Origin of the sequence: Pseudomonas sp. Irchel s3b2 (genome assembly GCF_900187445.1) — a bacterium.
GTDB lineage: Bacteria > Pseudomonadota > Gammaproteobacteria > Pseudomonadales > Pseudomonadaceae > Aquipseudomonas.
The window spans coordinates 931701-945084 of record NZ_FYEB01000001.1 but is presented as its reverse complement, the minus strand read 5'-3'; the positions used below and the strand labels follow the sequence as shown (position 1 = coordinate 945084).

The window sequence follows — 13384 nt, the reverse complement described above, 5'->3', positions numbered from 1 at the left end:
GCCTTTGTTTGGTAAAGCGTCAGTTAAGCGCGAAGCTTACTTGATCGCCCAACCGGTCAGCTCGGACAAAGCCTTGCCGATGTCTGCCAGCGAACGCACGGTTTTAACGCCTGCGTCTTCCAGGGCAGCAAACTTCTCGTCTGCAGTGCCTTTGCCGCCAGAGATGATTGCGCCAGCATGGCCCATGCGCTTGCCCGGAGGAGCAGTCACACCAGCGATGTAGGAAACAACCGGCTTGGTCACGTGTGCCTTGATGTAGGCAGCCGCTTCTTCTTCAGCCGAACCGCCGATCTCGCCGATCATTACGATCGCTTCGGTCTTCGGGTCTTCCTGGAACAGCTTCAGGATGTCGATGAAGTTCGAACCCGGGATCGGGTCACCACCGATGCCGACGCAAGTCGACTGACCGAAACCGGCGTCAGTAGTCTGCTTCACAGCTTCGTAGGTCAGGGTGCCGGAACGGGAAACGATACCGACCTTGCCTGGCAAGTGAATGTGACCTGGCATGATGCCGATCTTGCATTCGCCTGGAGTGATCACGCCTGGGCAGTTAGGGCCGATCAGGGTGATACCCAGCTCGTCGCACTTGACCTTGGCATCCAGCATATCCAGGGTAGGAATGCCTTCAGTGATGCAAACGATCAGCTTGATGCCGCCGAATGCTGCTTCCAGGATGGAGTCCTTGCAGAAAGGAGCTGGAACGTAGATCACGCTGGCGGTGGCGCCAGTGGCAGCTACAGCGTCTTTCACGGTGTTGAACACTGGCAGACCCAGGTGCTCGGTGCCGCCTTTGCCTGGAGTTACACCACCAACCATCTTGGTGCCGTACTCGATGGCTTGCTGGGTGTGGAAACTACCTTGCGAACCGGTAATGCCCTGGCAGATAACTTTGGTGTCTTTATTGATCAGGACGCTCATTATTTGCCCTCCGCAGCTTTGACAACTTGTTGAGCAGCGTCGGTCAGGCTGGTAGCAGCGATGATGTTCAAACCGCTTTCTGCCAGTACTTTAGCGCCCAGCTCAGCGTTGTTGCCTTCAAGGCGAACAACAACCGGGATTTTCACGCCGACTTCTTTCACAGCGCCGATGATGCCTTCGGCAATCATGTCGCAACGAACGATGCCGCCGAAGATGTTGACCAATACTGCAGCGACGTTAGTGTCGGACAGGATGATCTTGAACGCTTCGGTTACGCGTTCTTTGGTAGCACCGCCGCCCACGTCGAGGAAGTTGGCTGGTTTGCCGCCATGCAGGTTGACGATGTCCATGGTACCCATGGCCAGGCCAGCACCGTTGACCATGCAACCGATGTTGCCTTCCAGTGCTACGTAGTTCAGTTCGAACTTGGCAGCGTGCGCTTCGCGCGGATCGTCTTGCGACGGATCGTGGAAAGTCTTCAGCTTAGGCTGACGGTACATGGCGTTGGCGTCGATGTTGATCTTGGCGTCGAGGCAATGCAGATCGCCGTCAGCCTTGATCACCAGCGGGTTCACTTCCAGCAGAGCCAGGTCGTGATCCTTGAACAGCTTGGCCAGACCTACGAAGATCTTGGCGAACTGAGCAACTTGCTTGCCTTCCAGACCCAGCTGGAATGCCAGCTCGCGACCCTGGAATGGCTGAGCGCCAACCAGTGGATCGATAGTGGCCTTGAGGATTTTCTCAGGGGTGTCGTGAGCGATTTTCTCGATGTCCACGCCACCTTCGGTGGAAGCCATGAACACGATGCGACGGCTCGAACGGTCAACGACAGCGCCCAGGTACAGCTCTTTAGCGATATCAGTGCACGATTCAACCAGGATCTTGGTGACTGGCTGACCATTGGCATCAGTCTGGTAAGTCACCAGACGCTTGCCCAACCACTGTTGAGCGAATGCTTTGGCGTCTTCTTTGCTGCGAACCAGCTTTACGCCGCCCGCTTTACCGCGACCACCAGCGTGGACCTGGGCTTTGACAACCCACTCGGTGCCGCCGATTTTGTCGCAAGCTTCTGCTGCTGCTTCCGGGGTGTCTACTGCATAGCCGGTGGAAACTGGCAGGCCGTATTCAGCGAACAGCTGCTTACCCTGATACTCGTGAAGATTCATGCTTATTACCGTCTTCGTTAGGTACTGCGCATTCGGTGCTGCACTTGTTCAAGTGCCGCACCACCTGTGACTGCTGCTTGCGTAGTCTTTCCGGATACCCGGTACAACTACACAAGACTGCGTCCAGCGGACATTCCGCGGTGAGTCTTGCATGCAAGGCTCACGACGGGCCGTACCGCCGTGGTTTCTTATTGTCTTAACGCTTCTTGCGGTTGGCGATGTGGATGGCGCCGCCATTCACTGCCAAAGCTGCTTCGTGCAAGGCTTCAGACAGGGTCGGATGGGAGAAAACCATCATGCCCAGGTCTTCAGCGCTGGTGCCGAATTCCATACCGATCGCGCCCTGCTGAACCAGTTCTGCAGCGCTCGGGCCAATCACGTGGACGCCCAATACGCGGTCAGTCTTGGCATCGGCAATGACTTTCACGAAACCGCCGGTGTCGTTGGCTGCCATGGCACGGCCACTGGCTGCGAACGGGAAGGTGCCAACGTTAACTTCAACGCCTTCAGCCTTCAAGGTCTGCTCGGTTTTGCCGACCCACGCGATTTCCGGGTGAGTATAAATAACTGACGGGATCAGGTCATAGTTGATTTGGGCTTTGTGGCCCTTGATGCGCTCAACCACCATGATGCCTTCTTCGGACGCCTTGTGCGCCAGCATCATGCCGCGAACCACGTCACCGATCGCGTAAACGCCCGGTACGCTGGTCGCGCACTGGTCGTCAACGAAGATGAAGCCACGCTCGTCGATGGTCACACCGCTGTCGGCAGCCAACAGTTCGGTGGTCACTGGACGGCGACCAACGGCAACGATCAGCTTGTCGAAAGTGATGTTCTGTTCGCCATTGGCATCGGTGTAGTTCACAACGACTTCGTCGCCGTTCACTTTGGAACCGGTGACGCGAGCGCCCAGCTTGATATCCAGACCTTGCTTGGTCAGGGTTTTGTAGGCTTCTTTGGAAACGGCGTCGTCAGCGGCTGGCAGGAACTTCTCCAGGGCTTCCAGAACAACCACTTCAGCGCCCAGACGGGACCAAACCGAACCCAGCTCCAGACCGATCACGCCAGCGCCGATAACGCCCAGACGCTTGGGTACGGATTGGAATTCCAGCGCGCCCGTCGAATCGACGATCACGTTCTGGTCAACCGGAGCCGGCGGAATGTCGATCGGACGCGAGCCCGAAGCCAGAATCACGTTCTCGGCTTCGATGATTTCAACGCTGCCGTCTGGCTTGGTCAGTTCGACTTTCTTGCCGGCCAGCAGTTTGCCGTGGCCTTGCAGGGAAGTGACGCCGTTGGCCTTGAACAAGGTCGAAACGCCAGAGGTCAGGCCTTTGACGATGGTGGATTTACGGCCGACCATCGCTGCCACGTCCATGGTCACGCCAGCGTGATTGATACCGTGGATCGCGAAGCCTTCTTTGGCTTCCTTGTATTTCCAGGAGCTGTCCAGCAGCGCCTTGGATGGAATGCAACCGACGTTCAGGCAAGTACCGCCGAGGGCCAGTTTGCCTTCCTTGTCGGTGTATTTCTCGATGCAGGCAGTGGAGAGGCCCAGTTGCGCTGCTTTAATGGCAGCCACGTAACCGCCAGGGCCCGCACCAATCACTACCACGTCGAATTTCTGAGTCATGTGTCATTCCTTCTCGAATCAAACCGGACGGTCCCTTTTGAGGACCGTCGTGGGACGAAGCTGGTCATTACAGAAGGGCCGCTCATCGCTGAACGGCCCGTGCAACGAAATCAGATATCCAGCAGCAAACGAGCCGGGTCTTCCAGCAGGTTCTTGATGGTAACCAGGAAGGTCACAGCTTCTTTGCCGTCGATCAAACGGTGATCGTAGGACAGAGCGAGGTACATCATCGGACGGATAACAACTTGACCGTTGATTGCCATAGGACGCTGCAGAATGTTGTGCATGCCCAGGATGGCCGCTTGTGGCGGGTTGACGATCGGCGTCGACATCATCGAACCGAAGGTACCACCGTTGGTGATGGTGAACGTACCGCCAGTCATCTCGTCCATCGACAGCTTGCCGTCACGAGCCTTCTTGCCGAAGGTGGCGATGCCGCCTTCGATTTCAGCCAGGCTCATCAGTTCGGCGTTACGCAGAACCGGTACAACCAGGCCGCGGTCGCTGGAAACAGCAACACCGACGTCAGCGTAGCCGTGGTAAACGATGTCGGCACCGTCGATCGACGCGTTGACAGCCGGGAAACGTTTCAGCGCTTCGGTGGCAGCCTTGACGAAGAACGACATGAAGCCCAGGCGTACGCCGTTGTGGGACTTCTCGAACAGGTCTTTGTACTTCGAACGCAGGGCCATGACTTCGGTCATGTCGACTTCGTTGAAAGTGGTCAGCATCGCCATGTTCGACTGAGCTTCAACCAGACGCTTGGCAACGGTGGCCCGCACGCGAGTCATCGGTACACGCTTCTCGACGCGATCGCCAGCAGCGAAAACCGGAGCAGCAGCAGCCGGTGCAGCAGCCTTGGCAGGTGCGGCAGCCGGAGCGGCTTTCTTGGCAGTAACAGCTGCGACCACGTCTTCCTTGGTCACACGACCGCCTTTGCCAGTGCCGGCAACGGAAGCGATGTTGATGCCGTTTTCTTCAGCCAGCTTGCGAGCAGCCGGTGCAGCAACAGGATCGTCTTCGCCGACTTCGGCAGGAGCAGCGGCAGCAGCAGGTGCAGCAGCGGCGGCTGGAGCGGCAGCAGCACCGCCCTCACCGATGGAGCCCAGAACTTCGTCGGACAGAACGGTGTCGCCTTCGTTCTTGACGATAGCGCCCAGCACGCCGTCAGCGGTGGCCAACACTTCCAGTACGACTTTGTCAGTTTCGATGTCGACGATCAGTTCGTCACGCTTGACGGCGTCGCCCGGTTTTTTGTGCCAGGTGGCAACGGTGCCATCGGCAACCGATTCCGGGAAAGTGGGGGCTTTGATTTCGATAGCCATTATCTGTGGGTCCTTAAATTCGGTTTCAGGTGCGCGAAGGCGTTAAACAGTAAAGGCGTCTTGCAGCAGTTGTTCCTGCTGCTCAGCGTGCATCGATGCGTAACCACAAGCAGGTGCAGCAGAAGCCTCACGGCCCGCGTACTCAAGTACGAGAGACTTGTCGTGATTGCCAACGATGCGGCGCATGTGGTGTTGGCTGCAGTACCAGGCACCCTGGTTCATCGGCTCTTCCTGACACCAAACGATATGTTTGAGGTTGGTATAAGGAGCCAGGACTTCGTTCAAGTCGTCCTCAGGGAATGGGTACAGCTGCTCGATACGCACGATGGCGATGTCGTCACGACCTTCGGCACGGCGTTTTTCCAGCAGGTCGTAGTAGACCTTGCCGCTACACAGAACAACGCGCTCGACCTTTTTCGGGTCCAGGGCATCGATTTCCGGGATAACGGTCTGGAACGAACCTTCGGCCAGATCTTCCAGGGTCGAGATGGCCAGTTTATGACGCAACAGCGATTTCGGCGTCAGGACGATCAATGGCTTGCGCAGAGGGCGAATCACCTGACGACGCAGCAAGTGGTAGATCTGGGCCGGCGTGGTCGGCACGGCTACCTGAATGTTGTGCTCGGCGCACAGTTGCAGGTAACGCTCCAGACGGGCCGAGGAGTGCTCCGGACCCTGACCTTCATAACCGTGCGGCAGCAGCATGGTCAGACCGCAAAGACGGCCCCACTTGTGCTCGCCACTGGTGATGAACTGGTCGATAACCACTTGGGCACCGTTGGCGAAGTCGCCGAACTGGGCTTCCCAGATCACCAGCGCCTCAGGCGTGGTGGTCGAGTAACCGTATTCGAACGCCAGCACGGCTTCTTCGGACAGGAACGAATCGTACAGGTCGAAACGTGGCTGGCCCTTGTACAGGTTTTGCAGCGGGACGTAGGTACCCGCGTCTTTCTGGTTGTGCAAGACAGCGTGACGGTGCGAGAACGTACCGCGACCGATGTCCTGACCCGTCATGCGAATCGGGTGACCTTCGAACGCCAGGGTCGCGTACGCCATGGTTTCGGCGTAACCCCAGTTGATCGGCAGGCCGCCGGCTTGCATCTTCTGACGGTCTTCGTAGATTTTCGAGACCTGGCGCTGAACCACGAAGCCTTCCGGAATTTCCAGCAGCTTGGCAGACAGTTCCTGCAAGGTTTTCAGATCGAAGCGAGTGTCGTGACGCGCGGTCCAGGCGTGGCCCAGATACGGACGCCAGTCCACGAACAACTCTTTGTTCGGCTCTTTGACCAGGCTTTTTACCACGTGCAGACCGTTGTCCAGCGCGTTGCGGTATTCGTCGACTTTCGCCTGAACACGCTCAACGTCCAGTACACCGCTCTGGGTCAGACGATCGGCGTACAGTTCACGGGTGGTGCGCTGTTTGGTGATCTGCTGATACATGATTGGCTGGGTGCCGCTAGGCTCGTCGGCCTCGTTGTGGCCGCGACGACGGTAGCAGACCAGGTCGATCACCACGTCACGCTTGAACTGCATGCGGTAGTCGATGGCCAGCTGGGTCACGAACAACACGGCTTCCGGATCATCACCATTTACATGGAGGATCGGCGCCTGGATCATTTTCGCGACGTCGGTGCAGTACTCGGTGGAGCGCGAGTCTTCCGGATTGCTGATGGTGAAGCCGACCTGGTTGTTGATCACCAGGTGGATCGTGCCGCCAGTCTTGAAGCCGCGGGTCTGCGACATCTGGAAGGTTTCCATGACCACGCCTTGACCGGCGAATGCCGCGTCACCGTGGATGGAAATCGGCAGAACCTTTTCACCGGTAGGGTCGTTACGACGATCCTGACGGGCGCGGACCGAACCTTCGACCACTGGAGAAACGATTTCCAGGTGAGACGGGTTGAAAGCCATGGCCAGGTGAACTTCACCGCCAGTGGTCATGACGTTGGACGAGAAGCCCTGGTGATATTTAACGTCACCGGAACCCAGCTCGACCTTCTTCTTGCCTTCGAACTCGTCGAACAGCTCGCGCGGGTTTTTGCCGAAGGTATTGACCAGCACGTTCAGACGACCACGGTGGGCCATGCCGATCACGATTTCCTTGGTTCCGTAGGAACCGGAACGCTGGATCAGCTCGTCGAGCAACGGAATCAGGCTCTCGCCCCCTTCCAGACCGAAGCGCTTGGTGCCCGGGTATTTGGTGCCCAGGTATTTTTCCAGGCCTTCAGCCGCGGTAACGCGCTCAAGCAAGTGGCCCTTGATATCGGCGGAGTACGTCGGACGGCCGCGCACGCTTTCCAGACGCTGCTGGAACCACTGGCGCTGCTCGGAATCGACGATGTGCGTAAATTCAGCGCCGATGGTGCGGCAATATGTCTGCTGCAACGCTTCGTGAATTTCGCGTAGGCTCGCCTCCTCTTTGCCGATGAACAGGTCGCCGGCACGGAAGGTCGTATCAAGATCGGCATTGGTCAAGCCGTAATGATTGATTGACAGGTCTGCAGGAGCAGGACGCTGCCACAGCCCCAGCGGGTCAAGCTGGGCTGCCTGGTGGCCACGCATACGGTAGGCCTGGATCAATCGCAGCACTTCAACTTGCTTCTTCTCGTGCTCACTGCTCACGCTGCCGGCGGAAACCGGTTGGGCGCGGCGCTGGTTCTTTGCCAGCAAGACGAAATGATCGCGAATTGTGGAGTGCGAAACATCGGTAGCAGTGTTGCCATCAGCAGGCAACTTCTGGAAGTAGGTGCGCCACTCTTCTGGCACAGCGTTAGGGTCGTGCAGGTAGAGCTCGTAGAGCTCTTCCACATAGGCAGCGTTACTACCGGATAGGTAGGCGCTGTTCCACATGCGCTGCATCACGCTTTCTTGCATGCTTGGTCACCCTCGGTTAGGGGAACACCACCGGCGTCGACACCGAGAAAACTTGCAGAAGTCCGAATGCAGCGACTAAAACAAGCCACTTAGGATCACGCTGATAGTCCGGGTACCAGCCCGGATGCCCCTGCTTGTCTCATTTCTTCAAAATAAGAGCCGCAGCCTTATAAGCTGCTGCTCAGGTTAAAACTACGGCGCCGGTTGAAGCCTGCGCCGTAGCATCTACGGGTACAGCGGTCCTACGGGTACAGCAGCTGAATCACACGCCGCTTTGCAGCAGCATGTTACGGATGTGACCGATGGCCTTAGTCGGGTTCAGGCCTTTCGGACAAACGTTGACGCAGTTCATGATGCCCCGGCAGCGGAATACGCTGAACGGGTCATCCAGCGAAGCCAGACGCTCGGATGTCTTGTTGTCGCGGCTGTCTGCCAGGAAGCGATAGGCTTGCAGCAGAGCAGCCGGACCCAGGAACTTGTCCGGGTTCCACCAGAAGGACGGGCACGAAGTCGAGCAGCAAGCGCACAGAATGCACTCGTACAGACCATCGAGCTTTTCACGCTCTTCAGGGGACTGCAGACGCTCGATGGCCGGAGCCGGCGTGTCGTTCTGCAGGTATGGCTTAACCTTTTCGTATTGCTTGTAGAAGATGCTCATATCGACGACCAGGTCACGGATAACCGGCAAACCTGGCAGCGGACGAACGATCAACTTGTTGCGCTTTACGACGGCAGACAGCGGCGTGATGCACGCCAGACCGTTCTTGCCGTTGATGTTCATGCCGTCGGAACCGCAAACACCTTCACGGCAAGAGCGACGATAGGAGAAACCTTCGTCCTGCTCTTTGATCAGGGCCAGCACGTCCAGCACCATCAGGTCTTTACCACCGGTATCAACCTGGAATTCCTGCATGAACGGCGCAGCGTCCTGATCAGGGTTGTAACGATAAACACTGACTTGCAACATGGCGGCCACCCTTAATAAGTCCGAATCTTAGGTTCAAAAGTCGGAACAGTCTTCGGCGAGAAGTTCACAGCACGCTTGGTTACGCGCTTGTCACCCGGGAAGTACAGGGTGTGGCACAGCCAGTTTTCGTCGTCACGGTCTTCGAAGTCTTCACGGGCGTGAGCACCGCGGGACTCTTTGCGCACTTCTGCGGCGATGGCGGTGGCTTCAGCCACTTCCAGCAGGTTCTGCAGTTCCAGCGCTTCGATACGCGCAGTGTTGAACGCCTGGCTCTTGTCGTTGATCTTGACGTTGGCGATACGGCCACGCAGATCAGCCAGCTGAGCAATACCCTTCTGCATGTATTCGCCGGTACGGAACACACCGAAGTAGTTCTGCATGCAGCTTTGCAGTTCGCGACGCAGGGTTGCCACGTCTTCACCTTCAGTACGCTCGTTCAGAGCGGACAGGCGTGCCAGAGCAGCTTCGATGTCGGCGTCAGTAGCGTCGTCGTATTCGATACCTTCGGTCAGCGCTTTTTCCAGGTGCAGGCCGGCAGCACGGCCGAACACCACCAGGTCGAGCAACGAGTTGCCGCCCAGACGGTTGGCACCGTGAACCGATACGCAAGCCACTTCACCGACCGCGAACAGGCCTGGAATGATGGTATCTACGCCATCGGCGTCCTGAGTCATCGCCTGACCATGAATGTTGGTGGCAACGCCGCCCATCATATAGTGGCAGGTCGGAACGACTGGAACCGGAGCAACTACCGGGTCAACGTGTGCGAAAGTCTTGGACAGTTCGCAGATACCTGGCAGACGGCTGTGCAGCACTTCCTCGCCCAGGTGGTCGAGTTTGAGCATCACGTGGTCGCCATTCGGACCGCAACCGTTGCCGGCGATGATTTCCTTAACCATCGAACGGGCAACAACGTCACGACCGGCAAGGTCTTTGGCGTTCGGAGCATAACGCTCCATGAAACGCTCGCCGTGCTTGTTGATCAGGTAACCACCTTCACCACGGCAACCTTCGGTAACCAGTACACCGGCGCCGGCGATGCCGGTCGGGTGGAACTGCCACATTTCGATGTCTTGTACCGGTACGCCGGCACGCAGCGCCATACCAACGCCGTCACCGGTGTTGATCAGGGCGTTGGTGGTCGAAGCGTAGATGCGACCTGCACCGCCGGTGGCCAGTACGGTGGCCTTGGCACGGATGTAGGTGGTTTCGCCGGTTTCGATGCAGATGGCAATCACGCCGACGAATGCGCCGTCCTGGTTTTTCACCAGATCAACAGCGTAGTACTCGTTCAGGAACGTGGTGCCGGCTTTCAGGTTGCCCTGATAAAGGGTGTGCAGCAGCGCGTGACCGGTACGGTCGGAAGCGGCGCAGGTACGGGCAGCCTGACCACCTTTACCGTAATCCTTCGACTGACCGCCGAATGGACGCTGATAGATACGACCCTGTTCGGTACGGGAGAACGGCATACCCATGTGGTCCAGCTCGTACACCGCAGCCGGGCCTTCCTGACACATGTATTCGATAGCGTCCTGGTCACCGATATAGTCGGAACCCTTGACGGTATCGTACATGTGCCAGCGCCAGTCATCGTTCGGATCGGCAGACGCAATGGCGCAGGTGATGCCGCCCTGGGCCGATACGGTGTGCGAACGAGTCGGAAAAACCTTGGTGATCACGGCAGTCTTGTGACCGCCTTGCGCCAGTTGCAGCGCTGCGCGCATGCCGGCACCGCCGCCACCAATAATGATGGCGTCGAAAGAAATCGTTGGAATGTTAGCCATGGATCAGATACCCCAGAGAATCTGCACACCCCAGACGAAGTAAGCGAACATCGCAACGCCGCATACTGCCTGGAAAAGGAAACGTACTGCAGTCGCGGACTTGCCCAGCGCCATCGGCGTCAGGTAGTCGGTCGCGATGGTCCACATGCCGACCCAGGCGTGAGCGCCCAGGGCCACCAGGGCCAGCAGACTGAAGATACGCATCCAGTTGCTTGCGAACAGTTCGTGCCATTGGGCGTAGCCAATGCCGGGGTTCGCAACGAGGTATCCGATCAGGAAAATGAAATAAGCCGCGAGAACAACCGCAGACACACGTTGTGCCATCCAGTCATAGAGGCCCGAACGCGAAAGGTTTGTAACGCTGGTTACCATATCCAAACTCCTGCCAGAACGATCAACACCACGGATACGGCGATGATAATTTTCGAGCCCAGGCGGCCGCCTTCCAGCGTCTCACCGATGCCCATATCCATGATCAAATGGCGCACACCGGCTACCAGGTGATACAGAAGAGCGGACAGGAGGCCCCATGCTACGAACTTGGCCAGCGGGCTGGTCAAGCATGCCTTCACGTCGGCAAAACCTTCCTCGGAACCCAGAGACTTGCCCAATGCATACAGCATGAAGCCAAGGCCCAGGAAGAGGATGATGCCGGAAACACGGTGAAGGAACGACGTAACGCCGGTGATGGGGAGTTTGATGGTCCTTAGGTCTAGGTTTACAGGTCGTTGGCTTTTCACGGCTTTTTTTTCACACTGAAGAGCCCCTAACAATCAGGGCAAAGTTGTTGGGGAGTGCACTGGTCAGGTAACCACCACCCAGGGATGCGACCCCCAATAAAGCTGGCCCAAAAGCCCCTGGCGGTCGGTGGCCGAGTATAGACAGTTAGGCTACTAATGACAACGCGTTCACCTTCCCCTAATAGCTGATTGCACAAGTGGGATAAAAGGCGTAAACGGCAGTCATTTTCGAGAAAAAAGTCCGGTTAAAGCCTTCTGGAGCAAGACTTTAGGCAAATTGACATTCGAATTTATCTCACTATAGTGGTGCGGGCCCTGCGTGGGGGGTCTGTCTGATGATTTCAAGCATAAATAGGAGGCCACATGGCTGACAAAAAAGCGCAGTTGATCATCGAGGGCGCAGCCCCCGTCGAGCTGCCCATTTTAACCGGCACCGTTGGTCCCGATGTTATCGACGTTCGGGGCCTGACGGCCACGGGCCGTTTCACCTTTGACCCTGGTTTCATGTCGACCGCCTCCTGCGAGTCGAAGATCACCTATATCGACGGCGACAACGGCATTCTGCTGCACCGCGGCTACCCGATCGAACAGCTGGCTGAAAAGTCGGACTACCTGGAAACCTGTTACCTGCTGCTCAACGGCGAATTGCCGACCGCAGAACAGAAGGCCCAGTTCGTCGGCACCGTGAAGAACCACACCATGGTTCACGAGCAGTTGAAGACTTTCTTCAACGGCTTCCGTCGCGACGCCCACCCGATGGCCGTCATGTGCGGCGTAGTGGGCGCCCTCTCGGCCTTCTACCACGACTCCCTCGACATCAATAACCCGCAGCATCGCGAAATCTCCGCGATCCGCCTGGTTGCCAAGATGCCGACCCTGGCCGCAATGGTTTACAAGTACTCCATGGGTCAACCCATGATGTACCCGCGCAACGACCTGTCGTACGCGGAAAACTTCCTGCACATGATGTTCAACACCCCGTGCGAGATCAAACCGATCAGCCCGGTACTCGCCAAGGCCATGGACCGGATCTTCATCCTCCATGCCGACCACGAGCAGAACGCATCGACCTCTACCGTCCGTCTGGCCGGTTCGTCGGGTGCCAACCCGTTCGCCTGTATCGCCGCCGGCATCGCTGCACTGTGGGGCCCTGCCCACGGCGGTGCGAACGAAGCCGTTCTGACCATGCTTGACGAGATTGGCGATGTTTCGAACATCGACAAGTACATCGCCAAGGCCAAGGACAAGAACGATCCGTTCAAATTGATGGGCTTCGGTCACCGGGTTTACAAAAACCGCGACCCACGCGCCACCGTCATGAAGCAGACCTGCGACGAAGTACTGAAAGAACTGGGCATCACCAACGATCCGCAACTCGAACTGGCCATGCGCCTGGAAGAGATCGCCCTGACTGACCCGTACTTCATCGAACGCTCGCTGTACCCGAACGTCGACTTCTACTCGGGGATCATTCTCAAGGCGATCGGCATTCCGACCAGCATGTTCACCGTGATCTTCGCCCTGGCGCGGACTGTCGGCTGGATTTCCCACTGGAAAGAAATGCTCTCCAGCCCGTACAAGATCGGCCGTCCGCGTCAGTTGTACACTGGCTATGAGTCGCGTGATATCACCAAGCTGGAAGACCGCGAATAAGACCTGTCTTGCGATAATGTCTTGAGCTGAGCTGTACCGGGAACGGCCTCTATTTAGATAGGGGCCGTTTTTGTTTGGGCCTGATGTTGGATTATGCGGCGGCCTGAGGGCCGACCGGGTTCTTTGGTTGTGTACATATCCGTTTCTGCGGTCACGGCGGCTGGCGGTTTCGCTTTTACAGCGAGTCACTTTCGAAAAGCGCGAAAGTGACTCGCTGTAAAAGCGAAACCATAGGCGGCCATAACCGCAGAAACGGATATGTACCCGATCAAAGAGCAGGCCACCTCTGCGGAAAAGCCATACAGAGTGCGATAACCGCCCAAT

10 protein-coding genes are annotated in these 13384 nt (G+C 57.5%); 1 reads left to right on the top strand and 9 read right to left on the bottom strand.

The annotated features are described in order from the left end of the window. Positions 1-36 precede the first annotated feature (36 nt). From sucD to sdhC, 9 genes are all read right to left on the bottom strand, one after another. Complete coding sequence (sucD, locus tag CKW20_RS04420) at positions 37-918, bottom strand: succinate--CoA ligase subunit alpha (RefSeq protein WP_095051818.1); 882 nt, start codon at positions 916-918, stop codon at positions 37-39. Beyond that, entirely contained in the window at positions 918-2084 is a 1167-nt protein-coding gene (sucC, locus tag CKW20_RS04415) for an ADP-forming succinate--CoA ligase subunit beta (protein ID WP_007898980.1), read from the bottom strand. Before sucC ends, sucD begins: the two co-directional genes overlap by 1 nt. A 196-nt stretch (positions 2085-2280) precedes the next feature. Next, a complete protein-coding gene (lpdA, locus tag CKW20_RS04410; protein ID WP_095051817.1) occupies positions 2281-3717 on the bottom strand; it encodes a dihydrolipoyl dehydrogenase in 1437 nt (478 codons plus the stop codon). A 110-nt stretch (positions 3718-3827) separates the two neighbouring features. Continuing rightward, positions 3828-5042 carry a 2-oxoglutarate dehydrogenase complex dihydrolipoyllysine-residue succinyltransferase gene (odhB, locus tag CKW20_RS04405; protein ID WP_095051816.1) on the bottom strand — a complete coding sequence of 405 codons (1215 nt, stop codon included), beginning with the start codon at positions 5040-5042 and terminating at the stop codon, positions 3828-3830. A 42-nt stretch (positions 5043-5084) separates the two neighbouring features. Then, complete coding sequence (locus CKW20_RS04400; RefSeq protein WP_095051815.1) at positions 5085-7916, bottom strand: 2-oxoglutarate dehydrogenase E1 component; 2832 nt, start codon at positions 7914-7916, stop codon at positions 5085-5087. A 262-nt stretch (positions 7917-8178) separates the two neighbouring features. Further along, the gene (locus tag CKW20_RS04395; RefSeq protein WP_007898989.1) at positions 8179-8883 is read right to left on the bottom strand and encodes a succinate dehydrogenase iron-sulfur subunit; all 705 of its coding nucleotides are present in this window, start codon (positions 8881-8883) and stop codon (positions 8179-8181) included. An 11-nt stretch (positions 8884-8894) separates the two neighbouring features. Beyond that, the gene (gene sdhA / locus CKW20_RS04390) at positions 8895-10667 is read right to left on the bottom strand and encodes a succinate dehydrogenase flavoprotein subunit (protein WP_095051814.1); all 1773 of its coding nucleotides are present in this window, start codon (positions 10665-10667) and stop codon (positions 8895-8897) included. A 3-nt stretch (positions 10668-10670) separates the two neighbouring features. After that, complete coding sequence (gene sdhD / locus CKW20_RS04385; protein ID WP_003446906.1) at positions 10671-11039, bottom strand: succinate dehydrogenase, hydrophobic membrane anchor protein; 369 nt, start codon at positions 11037-11039, stop codon at positions 10671-10673. Continuing rightward, on the bottom strand, positions 11033-11407 hold the full coding sequence (gene sdhC / locus CKW20_RS04380) for a succinate dehydrogenase, cytochrome b556 subunit (protein WP_056852964.1): 375 nt from the start codon (positions 11405-11407) through the stop codon (positions 11033-11035). Before sdhC ends, sdhD begins: the two co-directional genes overlap by 7 nt. Before the next feature lie 363 nt (positions 11408-11770). Here sdhC and gltA point away from each other — a divergent pair, with 363 nt between their 5' ends. Beyond that, positions 11771-13060 carry a citrate synthase gene (gltA, locus tag CKW20_RS04375; RefSeq protein ID WP_007898998.1) on the top strand — a complete coding sequence of 430 codons (1290 nt, stop codon included), beginning with the start codon at positions 11771-11773 and terminating at the stop codon, positions 13058-13060. Positions 13061-13384: the final 324 nt, after the last annotated feature.

Bases quoted from the DNA above. Each gene is read 5' to 3' on its own strand.
- lpdA (WP_095051817.1), bottom strand. From the start codon at position 3,717: ATGACTCAGAAATTCGACGTGGTAGTGATTGGTGCGGGCCCTGGCGGT.
- sdhD (WP_003446906.1), bottom strand. From the start codon at position 11,039: ATGGTAACCAGCGTTACAAACCTTTCGCGTTCGGGCCTCTATGACTGG.
- sdhA (WP_095051814.1), bottom strand. From the start codon at position 10,667: ATGGCTAACATTCCAACGATTTCTTTCGACGCCATCATTATTGGTGGC.
- CKW20_RS04400 (WP_095051815.1), bottom strand. From the start codon at position 7,916: ATGCAAGAAAGCGTGATGCAGCGCATGTGGAACAGCGCCTACCTATCC.
- sucC (WP_007898980.1), bottom strand. From the start codon at position 2,084: ATGAATCTTCACGAGTATCAGGGTAAGCAGCTGTTCGCTGAATACGGC.
- odhB (WP_095051816.1), bottom strand. From the start codon at position 5,042: ATGGCTATCGAAATCAAAGCCCCCACTTTCCCGGAATCGGTTGCCGAT.
- gltA (WP_007898998.1), top strand. From the start codon at position 11,771: ATGGCTGACAAAAAAGCGCAGTTGATCATCGAGGGCGCAGCCCCCGTC.
- sucD (WP_095051818.1), bottom strand. From the start codon at position 918: ATGAGCGTCCTGATCAATAAAGACACCAAAGTTATCTGCCAGGGCATT.
- CKW20_RS04395 (WP_007898989.1), bottom strand. From the start codon at position 8,883: ATGTTGCAAGTCAGTGTTTATCGTTACAACCCTGATCAGGACGCTGCG.